Raw genomic sequence first — 23,719 nt, 5'->3', positions numbered from 1 at the left:
TCGTTCCCTTCCGCCGCGGGTCAGCCGGCGTCGGCCAGGACGCCGACGGCGACGGCCGGCTCGCTGCGCTCCACGCTCACGCCGACGTAGCGCTCATCGGCCAGCGTGACGGTGTGCACGGGGCCGATCACCTGGATGCTCGTGGCGGTGTCGCGCTCGGCCGCCGACGGGCCGACCCAGAGCTCCACCTCGCCGGGCTCGACGATCCGATCGTAGGCGAGACCGGTGAACGCGAGACGCGTGGTGGGCACCTCGAAGCGGATGACCGCTTCCGCGCCGGCCGGGAGGAGCACGCGCTGATAGGCGAGCAACTGCGCCACCGGTCGGGTGACGCTGCCCTGCAGGTCGCGAGCGTAGAGCTGCACGAGGTCGGCGGCATCCCGCTCGCCGGTGTTGCGCACGCGCACGGAGGCACCGAAGGAGCCCCCAGCGGCCACCGACGCGTCGGCCACCAGCCCGGTGCGCTCGAAGGTGGTGTAGCTCAGGCCGTGACCGAAGGGCAGCACCGGCGTGCTGTCGGCGCTCGTCACCTCGGAGGGCCCACCGAGGATCGGGTGCAGGTAGGAATAGGGCTGGGCGCCGGCCGAGCGCGGCAGCGACACCGGAAGGTGGCCGGAGGGCACCACGCTGCCGGTCAGCACGCCGGCGATGGCCGCGCCGCCCTCTTCGCCCGGGAAGAAGACCTGCAGCACGGCGGCGGGAGCATCCGGTCCACTCACCGCCCAGTCGATCGCATAAGGGCGGCCGGAGCAGATCACCAGCACCACGCGGGTTCCGGTGGCGATCACGGCTTCGACGAGTTCGCGCTGCACGCCGGGCAGCTCGAGGCTCTCGACGTCGTTGCCCTCGCCGACCGTGCCGCGGCCGAACAGTCCGGCCCGGTCGCCGACGACCACCACGGCCACCTCGGCCGCCTGCGCCGCTGCGACGGCGGCGGCGATGCCCGAGCGATCGTCGCCCTCGACGTCGACTCCGTGAGCGCTCACGATCTCGGTTGCGGACAGTTCGGCCCGCAGGGCCTCGAGCACGGTGGGGATCTCGAATCCGATCGGCATGCCCGGGTGATGGGCGAGCACGTGGTTCACGAAGGAGTAGCAGCCCATCAGCGCCTCGGCCGAGTCGGCGTTCGGCCCGATCAGGGCGACGGATGCGGGTGCACGGCCATCGAGCGACACCAGCGGCAGCGATCCGTCGTTGGTGAGCAGCACGATCGACTCCTCGGCGAGCCGGCGGGCGACGGCGCGGTGCTCGGGCGAGTCGAGGTCGATCTCCGTGGGTGCGGCGTCGAAGGTCTCGTCGAGGAGTCCGAGGTCCTCCTTCTGGGCGAGCACCCGCAGCACGGCACGATCGACGAGAGCTTCGTCGGCGTCACCGGCCCGGATGCGGTCGGCCAACGGCTGCAGGTAGGCGTCGCCGGTCGGCAACTCGACGTCGATGCCGGCGGCGAGAGCGATCTCGGCCGCCTCGCCGCCGTCGGCGGCCACGGCGTGCATCAGCTGCAGGAACGCCACCGAGAAGTAGTCCGACACCACGACGCCGTCGAAGCCCCAGAGCTCGCGCAGGATGTCGGTGAGGTACTCGGTGGTGGCGGCCACCGGGGTGCCGTCGATCTCGGCGTAGGAGTTCATCACCGAGCGCACCCCGCCGTCGAGCACCGCCATCTCGAACGGCGGCAGGAGCACGTCGTTCAGCTCGCGGCGGCCGAGGTGGGCGGGGGCGTGGTTGCGCCCCGCCTGCGAAGCGGAGTAGCCCACGAAGTGCTTGAGGGTGGCGTGCACTCCGGCGCTCTGCAGCCCCCGCACATACGCGGTTCCGATCGTTCCCACCACGTAGGGGTCTTCGGAGATGCACTCGTCGACCCGGCCCCAGCGCGGATCGCGGATGACGTCGAGCACGGGCGCCAGGCCCTGATGGATGCCGAGCTGTCGCATCGACTCGCCGATCAGCCGGCCCATCTCGGCCACGAGCTCGGGATCGAAGGCGGCACCCCACGCCAGCGGGGTGGGGAAAGTGGCCGCTTTCCACGCGGCCAGGCCGGTGAGGCACTCCTCATGCACGAGCGCCGGGATGCCGAGCCGCGTCTTCTCCTTCAGCCGCCGCTGCTCCTCCCAGAGCCAGCCCGCCCGCTCGACCGGATCGACCGGCCGCGTGCCGTAGACGCGGGTGAGGTGCCCGATGCCGTGCACGGTCGCATCCGCGTAGCCGGTCGACGTCGCCATCTCGTCGGCCATCGGCGCCACCACTTCGCCCCCTTGGTCGACCCAGTACCCCACGATCTGCGCCAGCTTCTCCTCGAGGGTCATGCCGGCGTGCAGCCGGCGAACCCGCTCGGAGACGGCGGGGAGGTGCGGAAGGCTCACGGGGAGCTCACTTTCTTCGGAAGTCATGCGGGTCAGCCCTTGACGGCGCCGGTCAAGCCGCCGACGATGCGGCGCTCGAACAGGCTGAAGAACACCAGGGCGGGGATCATCGACAGCGAGGTGAAGGCGAGCACCTTCGCGGTGTCGACGGAGTACTGCGACGAGAAGGCCTGCACGCCGAGCGGCAGGGTGAACGTCGCCTCGTTGTTGAGGATGAACAGGGGCAGCAGGTAGCTGTTCCAGCTCGCGATGAACGCGAGGATGCCCACGGTGATGACCCCGGGCATCGCGAGCCGCACCACCATGCGCCAGAAGAAGCCGAGCCGGCTGCATCCGTCGATGAACGCCGCCTCTTCGATCTCGCGCGGGATGGCTCGCAGGAAAGGCACCAGGATGATGATGGTCGTCGGCAGCGCGAAGGCGATCTGCGGCAGGATGACGCCGCCGAGCGAGTTCATGAGGCCGATGTTCTTCACCACGATGTAGAGCGGCGTGATGGCGACCGTCATGGGGAACATCAGGCCGGCGGCGAACACCGAGTACATCACCCCGCGACCACGGAACTCGTAGCGGGCGATCACGTAGCTGGCCATGAGCCCCAGCGCGACGACCCCGAGCGTGGTGACGACGGCGGCGATGGTGGAGTTGAGCACCTGGTTCCAGAACACGCCGCCCGTGAGCACGTCGAGGTAGTTCTGCACGTTCCAGGGGCTCGGCAGGCCGGCCGGATCGACCGTGATCTGCGAGTTCGTGCGGAAGCCGCCGAAGATGATGTAGGCGACGGGCGCCAGCATCAGCGCGATGACCACGAGGGCCACGAAGTAGACCAGGACGTTGCCGCCCTGCAGGGGCGCCTTGCCCTTCGAACGGCGGCGGCGGGCCGGGCCGGGGGCCGCGACGGTCGTGCGGCTGGCGGGGTTCGAGGCGATGGTGGCGGTCATCCGCGCTTGCCTCCTTTTCCGGTGAGGGCGCCTTCGGTGTCGCGACGGAGCACGAACCGCTGGTAGACCAGGGCGACGACGAGTGAGATGACGAAGAGCACGACGGCGACGGCGCTGCCGTAGCCGTAGCTGCCGGCGTTGCGGCCGTTGGTCACCATGTAGGTGACCATGGTGGAGGTGCCGGCGGTCGACGAGACGTATTGACCCCAGATGATGTAGACGAGGTCGAACAGCTGCAGCGATCCGATGATCGACAGGAACGCCCAGATGCGCAGCGTCGGGCCGAGCAGCGGCAGCGTGATGCTGCGCTGGATCTGCCAGAACGAGGCGCCGTCGATCGAGGCGGCCTCGGTGAGCTCTTCGGGGATGCCCTGCAGGCCCGCGAGGAAGAGGATGACCGCGAAGCCCACGTACTTCCAGGTGATGATGACCATCAGGGTCCAGATCGCGAGATCCGGATTGGCCAGCCAGTCCTGCGCGAGACCGCCGAGGCCGATGTTCTCGAGCAGGCCGTTCAGCGCTCCGTTGGTCTGGAGCATGAGGCTCCAGCCGGTGCCCACGACGACCTCGGAGATCACGTAGGGCACGAAGATGAGCACCCGGATGATCGACTGGCCCCGGATGCGCCGGTTCAGCAGCAGGGCCAGCAGGATGGCCACCGGCCCCTGGAACACGAGCGAGAGCACGGCGATCATGCCGTTGTGCAGCAGGGCGTCGTGGAAGGCCGGGTCTTGCAGGATGGTGATGTAGTTGCGCAGCCCGACGAAGTCGACCGCGGGGCCGTAACCCTGCCAGCTGAAGAAGCCGTAGTAGCCGGCCACCGCGACCGGGAAGATCACGAAGGCGACGAAGATCACCAGCGCCGGCCCCGCCAGCAGGATGATCTCGAGCCGCGTCGTCCAGCTGATCCGCTTGCGCGGCTGCTTGCGGACAGGCGCCGGGGGCGGCGGCGTGGTGCCACCGCCCCCGGTCGTCTCGAGATCGGCCGTCGCGTCGAGCTCGGGCGCGGTCGTCTCGCGAACCTGCATGTCGGGTCTCCTACGCCTTCTTGGCGGCGTCGTTGACCGTCTGCACGAGTTGCTCGGGTGAGCTCTTGCCGGCCAGCAGGTCGACCACGCCGACGTTCAGCGCGTTGCCCACGTTCAGTCCGTAGACCGTGTCGAGCCACTGCGAGACGTAGGGGGCCGCGTTGTAGGCCTTGAGGATCTCCTGCAGGTAGGGCTCGGTGACCGCCTTCTGCGCTTCGGTGTTCACCGGCGGGGCGTTGAAGGCCACGTAGTAGGCCTCCTGCACCTCGGGGGTGGCGATGTAGTTGAGGAAGTCGACGCACTGCGGCGGGGCATCCGCTGCGCAGGAGTATCCGTCGACGCCGCCGAGGATCGAGCCGGGCTCGCCCTCGCCGCCCTGCACCTCGGGGAAGGGGAACCAGGAGAGGTCGGGCAGCGGCTTGGTGTCGGGGGTGAGCGACGCGATCACTCCCGGATCCCAGGCTCCCATCAGCTCCATGCCGGCCTGGTGGTTGGCGAGGAGGCCGGCCGAGCTGCCCGCGCCCTGCTGGGCCGACGTGGTGAGGAAGCCCTCGTTGAACGGATCGGTCGCGGCGAACGACTCGAGGTCTTCTCCGGCCTTGACCCAGCACTCGTCGTCGAAGCTCTTCTCGTCGGCCGCCTTGGCCAGCGTGTCGGGGCTGCACTCGCGCAGGGCGAAGAAGTAGTACCAGTGCGCAGCGGGCCACGCGTCCTTGGCGCCGAGCGCGATGCCCTGGTTGCCTGCGGCCTTCAGCTTCTGCGCCGCCGACTCGAGGTCGTCGATCGTGGCCGGCGTCTCGGTGATGCCGGCGGCCTCGAACAGGTCCTTGCTGTAGAAGATGCCGCCCGGGAGCACGGCGACCGGCATGGCGTAGGTCTTGCCGTCGAGCTGCTCGGCCTTGAACGAGCCCTCGGGGATCTGGCTCGTGGCGTCGTCGGAGATCTTGTCGGTGATGTCCATCACCTGGCCGGCGGCCACCATCGCCGCCATCTTGCCGCCACCGCGCTGGAGGAAGATCTCCGGGCCGTCACCGGAGTTCATGGCGGTCTGGAGTTTGCCGTCGAGGTCTTCGTTCTGCACGGTCTGGACATCGATGGTGACCCCCGGGTTGGCCGCCTCGAAATCGGCTGCCGTCTTGTCCCAGAATGCCTTGCCGGGACCGGTGGTGGAGTTCTGCCAGAGACTCATGGTCACGGCTCCGTCGGTGCTGCCGGAGCCCGATCCCGAGCTGCACGCGCTGAGACCGAGAGCCCCCAATGCGAGGATCGCAGATCCGGCGAGGATCTTTCGTGCCTTCATGTGATTCAACCTGTTCTCTTCGTTGAGCGGCACCATCGTCGTCGAGGCGCCAGGGATGTGAAGTGCAGGAGGTCGTCGATTCGTCGTCGCGCTCCCTCAGGACACGAGTTTCTCCAGACCGAGAACGAGTGTCAAACGTTTTCGAAAACATTTTCCATCTCTGTGACTATGCTGTGTCCATGTCTCGCCGAGCCACCATCCACGACGTCGCCGCCGCCGCCGGCGTCTCCGTTTCGACGGTGTCGAAAGCCGTGAACGGGCGCTACGGCATCTCGAGCGAGACCACGCGCCGCGTTCTGGATGCGGTGGAGGAGCTCGGCTACGAGTCGAGCCTCATCGCCAGCAGCATGCGTTCCCGGCGCACCGGTGTGATCGGGGTGCTGGTGGCCGATTTCGAACCGTTCAGCGCCGAGATCCTGAAGGGCGTCGCGTCGGCGCTGCACGAATCCCGCCTCGATCTGCTCGCCTACAGCGCCTCGCGCCAGCACGAGGGGGCCGGATGGGAGCAGCGATCGCTCAGCCGGCTGAGCGGAACGCTGATCGACGGCGCGATCATCGTCACCCCCACCGTCGTGGGGGTGAACGCCGAGGTGCCGATCGTCGCGGTCGACCCGCACACCGGCCGGGCCGACCTGCCCACGGTCGAGTCGGACAGCTTCGGCGGCGCCTTGCAGGCCACCCAGTACCTCATCGAGCTCGGGCACACCCGCATCGCCTTCGTCGCCGGCCGCCCCGATCTGCGGTCGTCGGTGCTGCGGGATGCCGGTTACCGGCGCGCCCTCGAGATGGCGCGCATCCCGTTCGATCCCACGTTGGTGCGGGTGGGTCTCTACGAGACGGAGACGGCGCGCACGACGGCCGCGTCGTTGCTGTCGTCGCCGAACCGGCCCACCGCGATCTTCGCCGCCAACGACCTCTCGGCCATCGCCATCATCCAGACCGCCGCCGAACTCGGCCTCGAGGTTCCCGGCGACCTCTCCGTGATCGGCTTCGACGACGTGCCGGAGGCCTCCCGGCTCACCCCGCCGCTCACCACCATCCGGCAGCCGATGCAGAGCATGGGCGCCAATGCCGCCGAGCTGCTGGTGGCGCTGATGAACGGCGAGACCCCCGAGTCGACGCACATCCGGTTGCCCACCCGGCTCATCCGCCGGGCGACGACGGCCCCGCCGCGCTCCTCTCTTCCGCGGTGACCTGGCCGCCGCGAACCACCTCGCCACCGCGAGCGGAAACCGAGTGCCCGTCGAAACCGCCGCGTCTCAGCCGGCGATTCGGCCGGCGGCCAGTCGCGCCTGCGCCCGGCGCGCGCTCTCGCTCGTCGTGTCGACCGTGGCGATGGAGTGCCGCTCCACGATCGGCATCGGCACCAGGCGCTGACCGGGCGCGGCATCCGACAGCAGGAGTTTCACGGCCTCGCGCCCCATCTCCACGTGCGGGAGCCCGATCGTCGTCAATCCCGGGCGGAGATAGGAGGCCAGCTCATCGTTGTCGAACGAGACGACCGAGATGTCCCGGCCCACGGCGAGACCGCGTTCGCTGCAGGCCTGATAGGCGCCGAATGCGAGGCGGTCGTTCATGCACAGCAGTGCCCGGATGTCATCTCGGCGGTCGAGCAGCTCGGCCGTGAGCTCGTAGCCGTTGTGCGGCTCCCACTCCCAGCACGACTCCTCGGCCACCAGGGTCAGCCCGAGCTCCGTCAGCTCCGACCGCAGGCCGTTCACCCTGCGCGCGACCGTGGCGGAGCGGAACAGATCGCGCTCGGCCTCGTCGTTCTGGCCGATGAGGGCGATGCCCTCCGCGTGCCCGGCGGCCGCGAGGAGATCGACGGCCGCCCGGCCGCCGGCCTCTTCGTCGGGCAGCACCGAGACGCCATACCGCGGGTTCGTGGCATTGAGCATCACCACTCGCGTCGAGTCGGGGAAATCGGGCACGAAGAGCTCCCTCGCGCGCATGGTGCCGAAGATGATGCCGTCGACCTGGCGGTCGAGCACCGCTTCGATCGCCTCGGCCTCGCGGGCGGGCTCTCCTCGCGTCTCCATCACCAGAACCACGTGCCCCGCCCGCTCGGCCTCCTCGAGGGCGCCCTGGATCAGGCCGCTCGCGAAACGCGTCGTCGCGACGACGTCGGAGATGAACGCGATCGAGAGCGTGCGATCGGTGCGCAAGGCACGGGCTCCGATGTTCGGCCGGTAGCCGAGCCGGGCCGCAGCGGCGTGCACCCGTTCGTGCGCTTCGGCCGAGAAGCGGGTGTCGGGCTTGCCGTTGAGGATGAGCGACGCCGCCGTGGGCGAGAGACCGGCCAGGCGCGCGACATCCGCCAACGTGCTCCGCTTCGCGGACATACTCCCCCGTTCCGGCTGTTCAGACGCTTCGGCAGGCCGCGACTTGACATGCCCTCCTGAGCGAGTAAGTATATGCGCAGTCGGTGGTAAATGCATTTAGCACCGCCTCCTAGCACCGAACGTCATCACTTCCACCCTGACGAAGGAGTCACCATGGCACCCAGAAACACCCGACGGCGTGCCGTCGCCCTCACGGCGACGGCGGCCGCTCTGCTGCTCGGCTTGGCCGCCTGCGCGCCGGGCACATCCGCACCCGCCACCCAGGCGTCCGGAGCGGTGAGCACCGACGCTCCGACCGAAGACATCACCATCACGATCCAGGACGAGACGGGGTTCCCGGTCACCTCCGATCTCGCCGACGAGTTCACGAAGCAGTACCCGAACGTGAAGTTCGACATCAAGCGCGACAGCTTCCAGAACCTCCTGGCGAACTCGCCGCGCCTGCTCGCCAGTGACGACGCGCCCGACCTCATCCGGCTCTCCACCCTCGGCACCACGGTGAAGGACGGCCTGCTGACGAACCTCGACCCGTACTTCGACGCCTACGGCTGGGACACGTTCCCCGCGGGCCAGCTGGCGGGCGCGCGGATGGATGACAACGGCGTGCGCGGCGACGGATCGCTGTGGCAGTTCGGCATCGGCTACAGCGTCACCGGCATCTACATGAACCAGAAGATCGCCGACCAGGTGGGTATCACGGAGGTCCCGGCCACCATCGACGAGCTCGAGGCCGACCTCCAGAAGGCGAAGGATGCGGGCGTGCTGCCGATCCAGACCGGTATGCAGGACGGCGTGGGCACGTTCGTGCTGCAGGCCCTGATCAACCAGTACGGCGACAAGCAGCCGCTGGTCGACTGGATGTTCAACAAGCCCGGTGCCACCATCCAGACGGATGCGGCGCTGCAGGGCGCGACGACCTTCCAGGAATGGGCCGAGAAGGGCTACCTTCCCCCCGACGTCAACGCCATCAACTACACCACGATGGTGTCGAACTTCACCGCCGGCCAGGGCCTGTTCATGTGGGACGGCAACTGGGACGCGGCGAACGTCGACAAGGGCCTCGGCACCGGCAACGCCCAGTTCTTCCTGATGCCGCCCGTCGCCGCCGGCGACCCCTACGTCGCGATGGGCACCGGCAACACCTTCGCCATCCCGGCGAAGGCGAAGAACGCCGACGCCACCGCCTTCTTCCTCAACTGGATCGCCACCAATGACAAGGCTCGCCAGATCGTGGTCGACGTCACCGGCGCCTCCCCCGGAGGCGACCCGGCACAGGCGCTGCCGACCGTGGAGGAGGGCAGCCTGATCGCGAAGGCGCTCGAGCTCTCGGCCGAGGTCGGCGCCGACGACGGGTTCACCGACTTCATGGCGAACTCGACGGCCGGCATCTACCAGGGCTCGCTCCAGCCGAACGAGCAGCTGCTGCTCACCAGCAAGATCACGCCCGAGGACTTCCTGAAGGCCACGCAGGAGTTCTACGAGAAGGACCTCGCATCCCAGTGATCGCCACCGACGACGGCACGGCCGGGGCGGCGACATCCGCCCCGGCCGTGCCGGCCCCCTCACCCCGCCGGCGCCGCGGGCGCAGTGCACGTCGTCTGATCGCCGTGGGCTGGCTGATGGTGCTGCCGGCCCTGCTCTCCTACCTCGGCTTCGTCGTGTACCCGCTGATCACCGCGGTGCAGTACTCGTTCTACAAATGGAACGGAATCGGCGCCTCCACCTGGGTGGGCATCGGCAACTACGTCGAGATCTTCACGAACCCGCAACTGCTGGCGCCGATCTTCAACGCGCTGATCCTGATCCTGTTCTTCTCGGGCATCCCGATCGTCGCGGGCCTCGCGCTCGCGAGCCTGCTCCGCACCATGCGGCCCGGTCCGTTCGCCACCGCCTCGCGCACGATCCTGTTCCTCCCCCAGATCGTGCCCCTGGTCGCCGCCGGCATCGCCTGGTCGTGGATGTACGCCCAGAGCGGCACGATCAACTCGATCCTGAACGGCGTGGGACTCGGTTTCCTCTCCCGGTCGTGGCTCGCCGAGTTCGACACCGCACTCCCCGCGGTCGGCCTGATCGGCTCCTGGGTTCTCACCGGCCTCTGCACGGTGCTGCTGCTGACCGGCATGGGAAAGATCGACGGCTCCCTCTACGAAGCGGTGCGGCTGGACGGTGCGGGCTGGTTCCGCGAGTTCGTCACCGTCACCCTGCCGGGCCTCCGCCAGGAGATCGCCGTGCTCGTGACGATCACCGTGATCGCCGCCCTCAGCACCTTCGACATCATCTACACGACCACCAAGGGCGGTCCGGGCACCACGACCCTGGTGCCGGGCATCTCGATCTTCCGGCTCGCGTTCGCGCAGAGCCAGGTGGGCCTCGCCTCGGCATTCGGCATCGTGCTGCTCGTGTTCGTGCTGATCATCGTCATCCCCATCCAGAGACTGTCCCGGGAGCGCGACCAATGATCGTCAACCGCACCGAGCTGATCGTCGGGCGCATCCTGCTCGTCGTGATCCTGCTCCTGACCCTGCTGCCGTTCGCGAGCATGCTGACCGCGGCACTGCAGTCGCCGGACCGGATTCCCAACGGCTTCGCCTGGCCCACCGATCCGCACTGGGAGAACTTCGTCACGGCGTTCCTGGTGGGCAAGATCGGCACCCTGATGCTCTCCAGCCTGTTCATCGTGGCGATCGTGGTTCCGGTGAGCCTCGTCTTCGCCACGCTGGCCGGCTACGCCCTCGGCAACCTCCGGATTCCCGGCGGACGGGCCGTGCTGATCGGGATGATCGTCGGGCTCACCATCCCCTTCGAAGCCATCGTCATCCCGCTCTACTACCAGCTCACCTCCTTCGGCGTCATCAACACCCAGTGGGCGGTCATCCTGCCCCTCATCGGCTTGTACATGCCGTTCAGCGTGTTCTGGATGCGCGCCCACTTCATCGGGGTGCCCCGCGAGCTCTCCGAAGCGGCCCGGGTCGACGGAGCGAGTGTCTGGCAGGAGCTGCGGCGCATCCAGCTGCCGCTCGCCCGGCCGGCGCTCTCCGCCCTCGGCATCCTGTTGTTCCTGTGGACCTGGAACCAGTTCCTGCTGCCACTGGTGATGATCGACGACCCCGACAAGCGCACCATGGCGGGAGCGCTCGGCGCGTTCCAGGGCCAGTACATCGACACCCTGCCGCTGTTGTTCGCCGCCTCGCTCCTCGTGATGCTGCCGACCGTGGCCATCTACATCATCTTCCAACGACAGTTCATCGGCGCCCTGCTCCAGGGCGCCGTGAAAGGCTAGAGCCCCCGTGACTTTCTCCCTTCCGCACGCCTGGGTGTGGGACTTCTGGACCGCGCGCGACGGCGACACGTTCCACCTCTACTACCTGCACGCGCCCAAGTCGCTCGGCGACCCGGAGCTGCGGCACCGCAACGCGGCCATCGGCCACGCCACGTCGGTGGATCTGGTGAACTGGGCCGACCACGGGGTGGTGCTCGAGCACGGGGCCGCGGGCGATCCCGATGCCACCGCGACGTGGACGGGCAGCGTGCTGCGCGATCCGTCGGGGCTCTGGCGCATGTACTACACCGGATCGAGATTCCTCCGCGACGACGCGCACACGAATGTCGAGACCGTCTTGATGGCCACATCGACCGACTTGCGCGACTGGACCAAGGAGGGCGGCACGTCACTCTCCGCCGACTCGGACTGGTATGAGACGCTCCCCGCCGGCACCTGGCACGAGGAGGCCTGGCGCGATCCCTGGATCGCTCAGGATGCGCGGGGCGGGTGGCACATGCTCGTCACCGCCCGTTCCCGTGACGTCGCCCCGGCCGTCGACCCGCGCGACCGTGGGGTCATCGGACACGTCGTCTCCGCCGACCTCGTGACGTGGCGCACCGTCGAGCCGCTCAGTGCACCCGGCGAGGGCTTCGCCCACCTGGAGGTGCTGCAGCTGGTGGAGATCGACGGGCGCCAGGTTCTGCTGTTCTCCTGCGACACGGCCCACCTGGCCGGGGCGCGCGCCGGCGAGCGCGGCGGTGTCTGGGCCGTGCCCGTGCCCGAGGACGGGCTCTTCTCCGGGCCGCTCCTCTCGTTGCGCGACGCCCACCGGGTGACGGGCGACGACCTGTACGCGGGCCGCGCCGTGCTCCGGCCGAACGGCGAGTGGGCCCTTCTGGGGTTCGAGAACATCGGCGTGAACGGCGTCTTCGTCGGCCGGCTGTCCGATCCGGTGCCCCTTCGTTGGGACGACGCCGGCCGGCTGGTGGCGCAGCGAAACGAGTTCGTGCTGTGAGCGCGCGAGGAGCATCCGTCTCCGGCACCGTCGCGCCCGGATACGAACCCGTGCTCGAGGCGTTCGGAGCGGCTGTCGAGAACGATGTCGACACGGGGGCCGCGCTGTGCGTCCTGCAGCACGGCGAGGTCGTGGTCGATCTGTGGGCGGGCGTCGCCGACGGCCGCACCGGCCGCGAATGGGAGGCCGACACCCCGAGCGTCGTCTTCTCCTGCACCAAGGGGCTGATGTCGATCCTCCTGGCCCGGCTCGTGCAGGAGGGCCGGCTCGACTACGAGGCGCTCGTGACCGACTACTGGCCCGAGTACGCCGCGGCCGGCAAGGCCTCGACGGCGGTGAAGGACGCGATCTCGCATCGAGCCGGACTCTCGGCGCCCCGCGTGGACTGGTCGCGTGCCGACATCCTGGACTGGGACCGCGCCACCACCCTGCTCGCCGAACAGGAGCCGCTGTGGCGACCCGGCGCAGCGTGGAACTACCACGCGATCACCCACGGCTGGCTGACCGGCGAGTTGGTGCGGCGCGTCACGGGCAGGATGCCGGGCGACTACCTCTCGCAGCTCGTGGCGGAGCCCCTCGGCGTCGATGCGTGGGTCGGCCTCCCCGACGAGGTGCAGGATTCGGTGGCCCACATGGTGGTGGGGCCGACGCTCGAGGCCTTGCACTTGCGGCAGGTCGAGCAGGCGCGCCTCGTGGCCGTGGACTGGCCCTTCCGTGCGATGACGCTGGGCGGAGCCCTGCCCGATCGACTCGTCGGCGACGACGACGGGTTCAACCGCGCCGATGTGCGACGGGCGCAGATCCCGGGAGCCGGGGGCATCGGCTCGGCCCGGGCGCTCGCGACCATCTGGTCGGCCACCGTCACGGAGACGAACGGCGTTCGCCTGCTCGACGACGCCACGATCGAACGGGCCACCCGGGTGCAGTCATCCGGCGCACCGTTCTTCGCGGTTCCCGGACCCTGGCCGCGCTGGGCGATGGGCTTCCAGCTCGACTCGGAAGCGCGTCGCTACCTCGGCCCCGAGAGCTTCGGCCACGACGGCGCGGGTGGACAGGTCGCCTTCGCCGATCGGCGCCACGAGATCGGATTCGCGTTCCTCACCAACCGGATGGAGGCCGACGATCCGCGGGGCACCGCGATCGTCGCGGCCCTGGATCGGGTCGTCGGGTCGTCGGCAGCGGTGCGGCCCTGACCGAGCGCTACTCGAGCAGGTCGTGCCGCACGACGATGGCGTCGCGCGAAGGGCCGACGCCGATGGCCGAGATGCGCGATCCGCTCATCTCCTCGAGGGCCAGCACGTAGCGCTGGGCCGCCGGGGGCAGGTCGTCGAAGGTGCGGGCGCCGGTGATGTCCTCGGTCCAGCCCTCGAACTCTTCGTAGATCGGCACGGCGTGGTGGAAGTCGGTCTGCGACACCGGCACCTCGTCGACCCGCACGCCGTCGACGTCGTAGGCGACGCACACCGGGATGGTGGGGAGGCCGGTCAGAACGTCGAGCTTCGTGAGCACGAAGTCAGTGACGCCGTTGATGCGCGTGGTGTAACGGGCGATCGGCGCGTCGTACCAGCCGGTACGGCGCGGGCGGCCGGTGGTGGTGCCGAACTCGAAGCCCTGCGAACGCAGGAATTCGCCCGACTCGTCGAAGAGCTCGGTGGGGAACGGGCCCGCGCCGACACGCGTGGTGTAGGCCTTCACGACGCCGATCACGCGGTCGATGCGGTTCGGGGCGACACCCGACCCGGTGGCTGCACCGCCCGAGGTGGCGTTCGAGGAGGTGACGAAGGGGTAGGTGCCGTGGTCGACATCCAGCATCGTCGCCTGGCCGCCTTCGAAGAGCACGGTCTTGCCGTCTTTCAGCGCTCGATCGAGCACGAGCGAGGTGTCGGCCACCATGGGCCGCAGGCGCTCGGTGTAGGAGAGCAGGTCGTCGACCACCTCGTCGGCGGCGACGGCACGGCGGTTGTAGACCTTCACCAGGATGTGGTTCTTGAGATCGAGTGCGCCCTCGACCTTCTGCCGCAGGATGCCCTCGTCGAAGAGGTCTTGGATGCGGATGCCCACTCGGTTGATCTTGTCGGCGTAGGCGGGGCCGATGCCACGGCCGGTGGTGCCGATCTGGCGCTTGCCGAGGAAGCGTTCGGTCACCTTGTCCATGGTGCGGTGGTAGGCCGTGATGACGTGGGCGTTGGCGCTCACGAGCAGACGCGAGACGTCGACGCCGCGCGAGCCCAGGGCCTCGAGCTCGTTGAAGAGCACCTCCACGTCGACCACGACGCCGTTGGAGATGACGGGCGTGACACCCGGTGTCAGGATGCCCGACGGCAGCAGGTGCAGGGCGTACTTCTTGTCGCCCACCACCACGGTGTGGCCGGCGTTGTTGCCGCCGTTGAACTTCACGACGTAGTCGACACGGCTGCCGAGCAGGTCGGTGGCCTTGCCCTTGCCCTCGTCGCCCCACTGGGCGCCGATCAAGACGATCGCTGGCATGTGGATTCCCTCCGGCGCTGTTCAGAGACAGGGTCGATGTCAGAGCCCGACGGACTGTGCCGGTTGACAGTCGATTCTATCGTGGGGCGCTCCAGGGAATCCCCGAGGCCTCGCGGCGGTTGGCTTTCGCGGAGGTCTTCCATGGCAGAACTGAGTGTCACGCTCTACTCGTCGAGCTTCTGCGGCGCCTGCACGAGCACGCGGCAGACCCTCGACCAGATCGCACCGTTGCTCGGCTCGCGGGTGGAGTGGCGCGAGGTGAACGTGGCCGACGCGCCCGACGAGAGCGAGGCGCGCGGCATCGTCGCCACGCCGACCATCGTCATCACGACGCCCGACGGCACGGAGCGGATGCGCGCATCCGGAGTCCCCTCGCCCGACCAGGTGCTCACGGCCCTGGCCGCCGCCCTCCCCTGACCCCCTTCCCCACCCCACGCCTCCTCGCGACCCGCCAAAATCCGCCCTCATTCCGGGGTGAGAGGGGCGGATTTTGGCGGGTCGCGAAGAGGGTTACGGGGTGATCGCCAGGAGGGCGCCGGACTCCATGGCGACCCAGACCGTGCCGTCGGCGGCCACTGCGAGGCCGTGCGGTTCGGAGTGGGAGCCGGGGAGATCGACGATCTCGATCGTGCCGTCGAGCGCGATGTGGGCGAGTTGGTTCGAGCCCCAGAGGGTGGCCCAGAATCCGCCGGCGGGATCGACCGCGATGGCGTGCGGCTTCGATTCCGGCCACGGCAGCGCGAACTCGGTGAAGCGGCCAGTGCGGTCGACGCGGCCGATGGTGCCGGCGAGGATCTCGCAGAACCAGGCGGCCCCGTCGTCGCCCACCGTGATGCCCACGGGCCCGGAGTGCGGCGTGGGGACCTCGAACAGCTGCACCGCCGAGTCGCCGCCGCGGATGTAGCCGATCGCGTTGGCCTGATTCGCCGTGAACCAGAGGCTCTCGCCCGAGGAGGCGATCATGGACACGAATCCCTCGTCGATGCCGGCGGGGAACTCGGTCACGCGGCCGAGGAGGTCGATGTGGCCCAGGGCATCGCGGCCCAGTTCGGTGAACCAGGTGGTTCCGTCGGCCTGGGTGGCGATGCCGAACGGCTGGGCGCCGGGCGTCGGAACGTCGATGCGGCGCAGGATGCCGGTCGGCCCGACCAGCAGCACCGCGTCACCCGCGGTGTCGGTGACCCACACGGTGTCCTCGCCCGCGGCGGCGACCTGTGCGGTCTGCGGCTTGCCCGCGCCCGGTCTTGCAGACACGCTCGGGATGCCCGGCCCCAGCAGATCGATACGCGTCACCGCGACGCCGCCGCCGACATCCCGGACCACCCGGAGCACGGCCCCCGCGTGCACGAGTGTGCACCACACGGCGCCGTCGTCGGTGACGGCCACTCCGTACGGTCCCTCGTCGGCGGATGCGACCTCGTGCACGGTGATGGAGCTCATCTCCTGAGACTACCGAGCGGCTTCCCGACGTCTCCACGAGTCATCACGTCACACCCCGCCCCAGGGAGGCGCTCATGAGAGCCCCCCAGGTCTCGAGCGACGAACGGGGAGCGCGGGAAGACGGCGCGATGACCGCCACCGCGCCGATCGGTCGCTCGTTCTCGACGACGGCGACGGCCACCCCCGACACGCCGTCGATGAACTCCCCTTCCTCACTCGCCCAACCCTGCGCGCGGATGACCTCGAGCTGGCCGAGGAGCTCACTCGCGCTGGCGACGGATCGAGGCGTCTTGCGGGCGAACGCCATGTGCGCCACCACGCGCTCGGCCTCTGCGGCGGGGAGTGCAGCGAGGGCGGCTTTCGTGATGCATCCGGTCCCGAGCGCCGTTCGCTTGCCGACGGGCGACGAGATCGAGAGCAGGTGGACGGCGTCGCGCTTGTGCGTGATGAGGATCGAACGGTCGATCCAGTTCACATCGGCCACCAGCACCGACTCACCCGACGCCTCGTGGATCTCTCGCATCGTGCGGGCGGTCAGTTCACTGAGCGCGCCGGCATTCGCGACCACGCCGCCCAGTTCGAGCAGCCGCCCGCCCAGGCAATACGTGCCGTCGGCACTCTGTTCGAGGAACCCCGCCGAGATCAACGTCAGCGCCAGTCGCCGGGCGCTGGACTTCGGGATGCCCGCCGACTCCGCCAACTCCTGCAGCTGGAGCCGCGGATTGCGGGCGTTGAAGGCCATCAGGATGTCGAGTGCGCGCTCCACCGACTTCACGTGACGGGCATCGTCCATTCCCGAATGCTATCCGAGCCCCACAGCCCTGGTCACCGGGGTCACGACGCAGCGGCGAGCCGCACGGCGACCTCCACCAGCATGTCTTCCTGCCCTCCCACGTAACCGGCCCGTCCGGCCTCTTCCAGGATGCGCCAGGCCGGGACGCCGTAACGCTCCGATGCCCGCTCGGCGTGGATGAGGAATGACGAGTAGACGCCGGCGTAGCCCTGCATGATCGAGGGCCGGTCCATCACGGGCATCCGGGTGATCAGGGGCCGGGCAGCCTCGTCGGCGGCGGCCATGATCTTCTGGGCGTCGACGCCCGTGCGGATGCCGAGGCGCTCGAACGCGACCGCCAGCACTTCGGTCGGCGAATTGCCTGCACCGGCACCGAGGCCCATCAGCGTGCCGTCGATCTGCGTCGCGCCGGCGCGGGCCGCGAAGACCGAGTTCGCCACACCGAAGCTGATGTTCTGGTGACCGTGGAAGCCCACTTCGGCGTCGCCGTGCAACTCGTCGACGAGCGCGGCGACCCGGTCGCTCACCTGCTCGAGGATGAGCGCGCCGGCCGAGTCGACCACGTAGACGCATTGGCAGCCCGCGTCGGCCATGATCCTGGCCTGCTTCGCCAGCGCCTGCGGCTCCACCCGGTGCGAGAGCATCAGGAATCCCACCGTCTCCATGCCGAGCTCGCGAGCGTGGCCGAAATGCTCGATCGAGATGTCGGCCTCGGTCGAGTGGGTGGCGATCCGCGCAATGGAGGCGCCCGCATCGAACGCCCGGTCGAGATCCTGGATGGTGCCGAGGCCGGGCAGCAGCAGCACGGCGATCCGCGCGCGCCGCGCCTCGTCGACGGCGGCGGCCACCAGCTCGAGTTCGGGCGTCGCGGAGAATCCGTAGTTGAAACTCGAGCCGCCCAGGCCGTCGCCGTGCGTCACTTCGATCACCTGCACACCGGCGTCGTCGAGCGCACGCACCACCGTACGCACCTGCGGAACAGTGAATCGATGGCTGACGGCGTGCGAGCCGTCGCGCAGCGTGGTGTCGGTCAGGCGGACGGCGAGATCGTGCTGCATGGTCATGCTGTGGCCTCCGAGGCGGTCGTGCGGCGGGATGCGAGCAGATCAGCCGTGCGCACAGCCGCCGCCGTGATGATGTCGAGATTGCCGGCGTAATCGGGCAGGTAGTCGCCCGCACCGCGCACCTCCAGCCAGACCCCCACACGACCGTGGCCGTTCCAGTCGGATCGGGGCGGATCGAATTGCGGGTCGACCCTCAGCGAGTAACCGGGCACGTAGTCCTGGACCGACTCGACCATCCGTGCGATCGATTCGCGGACGGCGTCCTGTGCAGGCCCCGCCTCCGCGACCTCGGCCGGGATGGTGCAGTACACCGTGTTGCGCATGATCATCGGCGGATCGACCGGGTTGATGATGATGATCGCCTTTCCGCGCTCCGCTCCTCCCACGGCGGAGAGCGCCGCGGCGGTGGTCTCCGTGAACTCGTCCACGTTCGCTCGAGTGCCCGGCCCGGCCGACCGTGAGGCGATCGAGGAGACGATCTCGGCGTACTCCACCGGCACGATCCGGCTCACGGCCGCGACGATCGGCGTGGTCGCCTGCCCGCCGCAGGTGATCATGTTGACGTTGCCGACCTCCCCGAGTGCGTCGAGGTTCACCGCCGGGCACAGGTATGGACCCACCGCCGCGGGGGTGAGGTCGATGGCGGTGATGCCGGCCTCCCGATAGCGCGGAGCATTGGCCAGGTGCGCCTTGGCCGAGGTCGCCTCGAAGACGAAGTCGGGCCGCTCGTCGTGCTGGAGCAGCCAGTCGACGCCAGCGGCGGAGGTGGCGAGACCGAGTCGGCCGGCTCGGGCCAGCCCGTCGGACTCGGGGTCGATGCCGATCATGATCGTAGGGGTGATCTCGGTCGATCGGCGCAGCAGCTTGAACATCAGGTCGGTGCCGATGTTCCCGGAGCCGACGATCGCGGCGGTCTTGGTCATGGTGATTCCTCAGGTGAAGTCGATGGTCAGGGAGCCGTGATCGCGGAAATCCGCCGTCACGCGATCGCCGCGCACGACGGGTGCCGCTCGGCAGAACGAACCGGTGAGCACGATCTCGCCGGCCTGGATGGTGGCGCCGTGCTCGCCGAGCACGTTGGCGAGCCACACCAGGGGCTGCAACGGGTCGCCGAGCACGGCGTCACCGCGACCGCTGTCGACGATCTCGCCGTTTCGATGGAGGTCGACCTCGACCGACCGGGTGTGGCCGACGTCGATGTCCATCGGCTCGCGGGCGACCACGATCGCCCCGCACGAGGCGTTGTCGGCCACGGTGTCGAGCAGTCCGATGTCCCAGTCGGCGATGCGCGAGTCGATGATCTCGATCGCGGCGAACACGTACTCCACCGCGGCGAGCGCCTCCTCCCGGTCGACGCCGGGGCCGGAGAGCGAATGCCGCAGCACGAACGCCAGCTCGGGCTCCACGCGCGGCGCCACGAAGCGGTCCAGTGGGATCGAGTCGCCGTCGGAGTACACCATGTCGTCGAGAACGAACCCGAAATCCGGGGAGTCGATGCCGAGTTGTCGCTGCATCGCGGTGGAAGTGAGCCCGATCTTGCGGCCCACGAGAGTCGATCCGCTACGCCGGCGAGCGTCGAGCTGGTGAACCTGGATCGCGTAGGCGTCGTCGAGGGTGAGCGCCGGGAAGCGCTTGCGCAGGGGCTGCACCACGGTTCGCCCGCGGGTCGCCGCGATCAACTCCTCGGCGATCCCGGTGTGCGACAGGGTTGTCATGACGATGTTCCTTTCCGTTCCGTATCCGTGCGGAGCCGCCGTACGAGATAGTCCCAGCCGTGCCCCACCTGGCGATCGGAGTAGCACCGGTCGCGCTTGGCCAGGGCTTCCGCCTGGGAGGAGTGAGCCACATTCCCCACGCCTCCGGCGGCTGAGACGGCGGCCAGCGTCATCCGGGCCGCCCGCTCCAGGAGCACGGCGCCGAAAACGGCCCTCGGCAGCGAGGATTCCGCCACCACGATCCCGTGGTCGACAAGCAACGCGGCATTGCGTTCACCGAGGGTCGCGGCCACAGACCGGCCGAGTGCCGGGTCGCGGATGAGGTCACCCGTCTCGGTGAACCGCGGCAGGTCGCCGGGCGCGAAGAAGCACGCCTCATGCCCCACGGCGAGAAGCGGGATCCCCGTGCCCGCGAGGGTCACCGCAGCTTCGGGATGACTGTGCACCACGGAGCTCACGTCCGCCCGTGCCCGCATCACCTCGAGGTGGATGTGGCATTCGAGGTGGACGTCACCGCCACCCTCGACCCGCTCGCCGTCCCATCCGACGAGGTGGATGTCGTCGCTCGTCAGCTCCTCGAAGCCGAGGCCCGCTCGTTTGATCCAGATCCCCCGCCCCGCCGGGTCGCGCAGCGAGAGATGCCCCCAGACCATGTCGGAGTGGCCGTTCTCGGCGAGCACGCGGCTGCCGAGAACGACGGAGGAGCGGAGGTCGTCGGTCATGACGCGGCGAGGAATTCGCCGACCAGGCGGTTGAACTCAGCGGGCTGCTCGAACATCGGCCAGTGCCCGGCGTTCTCGATCACCTCGAATCGAGCGTTCGGGATGAGTTCGCTCGCCCGCCGGCCGACCTCGAGAGGGGTCGTCGGGTTCTTGTCGGTCCAGATGACCAGGGTCTCCTGGGGCAGAGCGGCGAGGTCGTCCTCGCCGAGGAGGTATCGGCGGTTGCCCTCGCCTGCCTGCTCCTCGACCAGCTTCGCCATCGCCAGGCGACTGTCGGCGAGCTGGTAGATGGCCAGGCGCGTTCGGATGAGCTCGTCGGTCACGGTGGCAGGGTCGGCCATCAGCCATTCCAGGCGGGCCTTGACGCTCTCGTAACTCGGCGAGTCGACGGCCTTCTTGGTGACGCTCTGCACGGCGGCGTGCACCTTCTCGCTCTCCTCCTTGCGCCCCTCGTCGCTCAGCAACACCCCGGCCCCGGTGGCGAACACGATCTTGTCCACCCGCTCGGGGTGGGTGCGGGCGGTGTGCAAAGCGATCCACCCACCGAGGCTCTGGCCCACGATGTGAGCCTTCGCGATCCCTCGCGCGTCCATGAATCGCAGCAGGTGATCGGTGAACGCAGGTGCGTGGTAGGTGACGTCGAGGGGCTTGTCGGTGTAGCCGTGTCCGAGCACGTCGATCGCGTGCACGCGCAATCCGCGCTGGGAGAGCGGCACGACGTTCCGGATGAAGCCCTCGACGTGCCCGGAGAGCCCGCCCATCATGATGACGTCGGCTCCCTCGTCGCCGGCCTCGAGGGCGCGGGTGCGCCAGCCGCCGGCGTCGTAGTACTCGATCCGGGCGCCGAGGGCGTCGGTCCAGAAACTCATGCTGTCTTCTCCTTCAGGTAATCGATCACCGCGGGATTCACGGCGTCGGGGTTCTCGTAGTGCGGCCACTGCTTGGCATCGGCGATGGTGAGGAGTGCACCTCCGGGTGCCTCGGCGAGCTGCCGCAAGGTCTCCGCGGGGATGTGACCACGAGCTCCGCGCACGATCAGGGGCGCCACCGGCAGAGCTGCGAATCGTTCCTTGTCGATGAGCCAGCGGGCGTTGTCGCCCGAGCGCACCGCCCGGTGCACGGCGCCCGCACCCGGCACCGCGTACAGCTCGGTGCGGAGGTCGACCATCTCCGGATCGAGCCGGTGTGGATCGTTCAGGAGCTGGGCGAACCGAGCCTCCACGTTCTCCCGGGTCGCGGCGTCGAAGGCCAGCCCGCCGGCAGCGGAGGCGGCACGAACCCGGGGGTCGGCCATCCGCTCGCCTTCCGATTGGAAGCCGGCGGGTTCGATCAGGACGAGCCGTCGCGGCGGGCGGCTTTCGGCGAGCAGCACGGCGAGCCACCCGCCGAGCGACTGGCCCACGAGGTCGTGGTCGCCGGGCGCGACGAGGTCACGCACCGCCCGGGCGTGCTCGTGCAATTCTCCGATGTCGTAGCGGGTTCCGGCCTGGGCGGTCAAGCCGTGGCCGAGCAGGTCGAACGCGATCACCGGCCGGGCGTCGCCGGCCCAGGCGCGGATGTTGCGCACGAAGGTCTCGAGATGACCGCCCCGCCCGTGCAGCAGCAGGATCGGCCGCCCGGCGTCGGGTCCGAAGCGCAGGATGCGGGTTCTCACACCGGCTATCTCCTCGAAGGCGACCGTGCCTCCGAGCAGTTCGGTCCAGATGCTCACGAGAGGTACCGACGCAGGAACTCGAGCGTCTCGTTCCAGGTCTCGGCGGCGGCCTGCGGGTTGTAGTTCTTGTGCGTGTCGTCGTGATAGGCGTGCCGAGCGCCCTCGTGCCGGTAGAACTCGGCCGTCGTGGCGCTGGTCGGCAGTGCCGCTTCGAGCGCGTCGATCTGGTCGTGCGGGATCGCCTCGTCGTCGGCGCCGAAGTGGAACTGGATCGGCGCACGAAGCGACCCGAGGGTCGGGATGCGGGATTGCTCCTCGCCCGTGGGCGAATACTCCGGCGGCAACACGGGGATGCCGTAGAGCGACACGATCGCCTTCAGGTCGTCGGTCTGCGTTCCCCAGACCATCACCGTTCCGCCGCCGAGGCAGAAACCGAGGGCGCCGATGCGGTCGGGATCGACGTGGGGCAGCGACTTCAGGAATTCGACGCCCGCCTGCAGGTCAGGCACGGCCTGGTCGTCCCGAGCGGCGAGGAACGCGAGCGACCGGCGCTCGTCGTTGTCGCGGTAGTTGCGCGGTGAGACTCCGCCGAGCCGCGAGAACAGGTCGACCGTGAGGCTCACGAATCCCTCGCGCGCGAGGTCCCGGGTGACTCCCTGCCGATGCTCGGTCACACCGAGGTTCTCATGCGCGGTGATGACCGCGGGGAAGGGGCCGTCGCCCTTGGGTACGGCGAGATAGCCCCGGATCAGCTGGTCACCTCGCGGGAAGTGCACCCAGCCGGCGTCGACGTCGTCGATCGTCTCGAGATTGATGGTCATGCTCGTTTCTCTCTCTTCTCATCGTTGGCCAGGGACAGCAGCATCCGTCCCCAGGAATCCAGTTGCCGCACACCGGCTCGCGAGCTCGGGGCCACGATCCCGATGGCGCCGACCGGGCGTCCGCCCGTGAGGATGGGCACGGCCACGCCCGAGCAGCCTTCGAGGAACTCCCCGGTCTCGATCGCGTAGCCCTTCGCCCGGGCCCGTGCCACATGAGTGGCGAGCACCTGCGGGTCGGTGATGCTCTGGGAGGTGCGCGGCACCAGCGAGGTGCGCGCCAGCACCTGATCGGCTTCGTCCTCGGGGAGGGCGGACAGCGCTGCTTTGCCGATGCAGCCGTTGCCGAGGGTGGTGCGTTTGCCCACCGGTGACGTCACCGAGAGCGCATGCAACCCCTCGATCTTGTGCGTGATGAGCGTGGACTGGTCGATCCAGCTCACCTCGGCCACCAGGATGGTCTCGCCCGTGATCTCGTGGGCCTTGCGCATCGATCGGGCCGTCAGGGCAGCGAGAGTGCTCGAGTTCGACACGAGACCGCCCAGTTCGAGCAGGCGACCACCGAGGGAGTAGAACCCACCGGCGTCCTGCCGGAGGAACCCGCCCTCGATCAAGGTCAACGCGAGGCGACGGGTGGAGGAGCGGGGCAGCCCCACGGCGTCGGCGAGTTCGCTCAGCTGCAGTCGCGGGTGGATGCGGCTGAACGACGACATGATGTCCATCGCTCGCACCACCGACTGCACCTGGTGCCGGTCCGCGTTGCCCATGCGGGGCTGCC

The 23,719-nt window shown here is 69.1% G+C and carries 23 protein-coding genes; 7 read left to right on the top strand and 16 right to left on the bottom strand.

Annotation, left to right across the window (positions count from 1 at the left end; all coding sequences use genetic code 11):
* Positions 1-20: 20 nt before the first annotated feature.
* Genes BLW00_RS06870 through BLW00_RS06855 form a run of 4 tightly spaced genes read right to left on the bottom strand, consistent with a single transcriptional unit; the run spans position 21 to position 5,629 of the window.
* On the bottom strand, positions 21-2,387 hold the full coding sequence (locus tag BLW00_RS06870) for a beta-xylosidase/alpha-l-arabinosidase (RefSeq protein WP_092550955.1): 2,367 nt from the start codon (positions 2,385-2,387) through the stop codon (positions 21-23).
* Between the two features lie 5 nt (positions 2,388-2,392).
* Complete coding sequence (locus BLW00_RS06865) at positions 2,393-3,301, bottom strand: carbohydrate ABC transporter permease (RefSeq protein WP_092550952.1); 909 nt, start codon at positions 3,299-3,301, stop codon at positions 2,393-2,395.
* Entirely contained in the window at positions 3,298-4,329 is a 1,032-nt protein-coding gene (locus tag BLW00_RS06860; protein ID WP_092550949.1) for a carbohydrate ABC transporter permease, read from the bottom strand. Before BLW00_RS06860 ends, BLW00_RS06865 begins: the two co-directional genes overlap by 4 nt.
* Positions 4,330-4,339: 10 nt before the next feature.
* Positions 4,340-5,629 (bottom strand): extracellular solute-binding protein, encoded by a 1,290-nt coding sequence (locus BLW00_RS06855; RefSeq protein ID WP_092550946.1) that lies wholly within the window; start codon positions 5,627-5,629, stop codon positions 4,340-4,342.
* Between the two features lie 179 nt (positions 5,630-5,808).
* Between BLW00_RS06855 and BLW00_RS06850 the strand changes: the two genes are divergently transcribed.
* A complete protein-coding gene (locus BLW00_RS06850; RefSeq protein ID WP_092550943.1) occupies positions 5,809-6,822 on the top strand; it encodes a LacI family DNA-binding transcriptional regulator in 1,014 nt (337 codons plus the stop codon).
* A 66-nt stretch (positions 6,823-6,888) separates the two neighbouring features.
* Here BLW00_RS06850 and BLW00_RS06845 read toward each other — a convergent pair whose 3' ends face one another.
* Positions 6,889-7,971 carry a LacI family DNA-binding transcriptional regulator gene (locus BLW00_RS06845; RefSeq protein WP_092550939.1) on the bottom strand — a complete coding sequence of 361 codons (1,083 nt, stop codon included), beginning with the start codon at positions 7,969-7,971 and terminating at the stop codon, positions 6,889-6,891.
* A gap of 153 nt (positions 7,972-8,124) precedes the next feature.
* Here BLW00_RS06845 and BLW00_RS06840 point away from each other — a divergent pair, with 153 nt between their 5' ends.
* The 5 genes from BLW00_RS06840 to BLW00_RS06820 are packed head-to-tail and all read left to right on the top strand — an operon-like array spanning position 8,125 to position 13,441.
* The gene (locus tag BLW00_RS06840; RefSeq protein WP_092550936.1) at positions 8,125-9,474 is read left to right on the top strand and encodes an ABC transporter substrate-binding protein; all 1,350 of its coding nucleotides are present in this window, start codon (positions 8,125-8,127) and stop codon (positions 9,472-9,474) included.
* Entirely contained in the window at positions 9,474-10,430 is a 957-nt protein-coding gene (locus BLW00_RS06835; RefSeq protein ID WP_245741439.1) for a carbohydrate ABC transporter permease, read from the top strand. Before BLW00_RS06840 ends, BLW00_RS06835 begins: the two co-directional genes overlap by 1 nt.
* A complete protein-coding gene (locus BLW00_RS06830; RefSeq protein ID WP_092550933.1) occupies positions 10,427-11,251 on the top strand; it encodes a carbohydrate ABC transporter permease in 825 nt (274 codons plus the stop codon). Before BLW00_RS06835 ends, BLW00_RS06830 begins: the two co-directional genes overlap by 4 nt.
* Before the next feature lie 7 nt (positions 11,252-11,258).
* Positions 11,259-12,248: a glycoside hydrolase family protein gene (locus tag BLW00_RS06825; RefSeq protein WP_092550930.1), complete on the top strand. Its 990-nt coding sequence runs from the start codon at positions 11,259-11,261 to the stop codon at positions 12,246-12,248.
* Positions 12,245-13,441, top strand: a complete 1,197-nt coding sequence (locus tag BLW00_RS06820; protein ID WP_092550928.1) for a serine hydrolase domain-containing protein — start codon at positions 12,245-12,247, stop codon at positions 13,439-13,441. The genes BLW00_RS06825 and BLW00_RS06820 overlap by 4 nt, the downstream gene beginning before the upstream one ends.
* A 7-nt stretch (positions 13,442-13,448) precedes the next feature.
* Here the strand turns inward: BLW00_RS06820 and BLW00_RS06815 are convergent, their stop codons facing one another.
* Positions 13,449-14,735, bottom strand: a complete 1,287-nt coding sequence (locus BLW00_RS06815; protein ID WP_092550925.1) for an adenylosuccinate synthase — start codon at positions 14,733-14,735, stop codon at positions 13,449-13,451.
* Positions 14,736-14,876: 141 nt separating this feature from the next.
* Between BLW00_RS06815 and BLW00_RS06810 the strand changes: the two genes are divergently transcribed.
* A complete protein-coding gene (locus BLW00_RS06810; protein WP_245741336.1) occupies positions 14,877-15,152 on the top strand; it encodes a glutaredoxin family protein in 276 nt (91 codons plus the stop codon).
* 93 nt (positions 15,153-15,245) lie between these two features.
* Here BLW00_RS06810 and BLW00_RS06805 read toward each other — a convergent pair whose 3' ends face one another.
* The 10 genes from BLW00_RS06805 to BLW00_RS06760 are packed head-to-tail and all read right to left on the bottom strand — an operon-like array spanning position 15,246 to position 23,708.
* The gene (locus tag BLW00_RS06805) at positions 15,246-16,175 is read right to left on the bottom strand and encodes a Vgb family protein (protein WP_092550922.1); all 930 of its coding nucleotides are present in this window, start codon (positions 16,173-16,175) and stop codon (positions 15,246-15,248) included.
* Between the two features lie 43 nt (positions 16,176-16,218).
* Positions 16,219-16,968, bottom strand: a complete 750-nt coding sequence (locus tag BLW00_RS06800; RefSeq protein ID WP_092550919.1) for an IclR family transcriptional regulator — start codon at positions 16,966-16,968, stop codon at positions 16,219-16,221.
* A 41-nt stretch (positions 16,969-17,009) separates the two neighbouring features.
* Positions 17,010-18,032, bottom strand: coding sequence for a 4-hydroxy-2-oxovalerate aldolase (gene dmpG, locus BLW00_RS06795; RefSeq protein WP_217634303.1), 1,023 nt, complete (start codon positions 18,030-18,032; stop codon positions 17,010-17,012).
* Entirely contained in the window at positions 18,029-18,955 is a 927-nt protein-coding gene (locus BLW00_RS06790; RefSeq protein ID WP_092550916.1) for an acetaldehyde dehydrogenase (acetylating), read from the bottom strand. The genes dmpG and BLW00_RS06790 overlap by 4 nt, the downstream gene beginning before the upstream one ends.
* 9 nt (positions 18,956-18,964) lie before the next feature.
* Positions 18,965-19,747 (bottom strand): 2-keto-4-pentenoate hydratase, encoded by a 783-nt coding sequence (locus tag BLW00_RS06785; RefSeq protein ID WP_092550913.1) that lies wholly within the window; start codon positions 19,745-19,747, stop codon positions 18,965-18,967.
* Positions 19,744-20,469, bottom strand: a complete 726-nt coding sequence (locus BLW00_RS06780) for a class II aldolase/adducin family protein (protein WP_092550910.1) — start codon at positions 20,467-20,469, stop codon at positions 19,744-19,746. Before BLW00_RS06780 ends, BLW00_RS06785 begins: the two co-directional genes overlap by 4 nt.
* Positions 20,466-21,338 carry an alpha/beta fold hydrolase gene (locus tag BLW00_RS06775; RefSeq protein ID WP_092550907.1) on the bottom strand — a complete coding sequence of 291 codons (873 nt, stop codon included), beginning with the start codon at positions 21,336-21,338 and terminating at the stop codon, positions 20,466-20,468. The genes BLW00_RS06780 and BLW00_RS06775 overlap by 4 nt, the downstream gene beginning before the upstream one ends.
* The gene (locus BLW00_RS06770; protein ID WP_175494166.1) at positions 21,335-22,180 is read right to left on the bottom strand and encodes an alpha/beta fold hydrolase; all 846 of its coding nucleotides are present in this window, start codon (positions 22,178-22,180) and stop codon (positions 21,335-21,337) included. Before BLW00_RS06770 ends, BLW00_RS06775 begins: the two co-directional genes overlap by 4 nt.
* Entirely contained in the window at positions 22,177-22,944 is a 768-nt protein-coding gene (locus BLW00_RS06765; RefSeq protein ID WP_092550901.1) for a dienelactone hydrolase family protein, read from the bottom strand. Before BLW00_RS06765 ends, BLW00_RS06770 begins: the two co-directional genes overlap by 4 nt.
* Positions 22,941-23,708, bottom strand: a complete 768-nt coding sequence (locus BLW00_RS06760; protein ID WP_217634302.1) for an IclR family transcriptional regulator — start codon at positions 23,706-23,708, stop codon at positions 22,941-22,943. Before BLW00_RS06760 ends, BLW00_RS06765 begins: the two co-directional genes overlap by 4 nt.
* Between the last annotated feature and the right edge of the window lie 11 nt (positions 23,709-23,719).

Origin of the sequence: Herbiconiux ginsengi, from assembly GCF_900107435.1 — a bacterium.
GTDB classification, from domain to species: Bacteria; Actinomycetota; Actinomycetes; order Actinomycetales; family Microbacteriaceae; genus Herbiconiux; species Herbiconiux ginsengi.
This window is presented reverse-complemented; position numbering and strand designations above follow the sequence as displayed.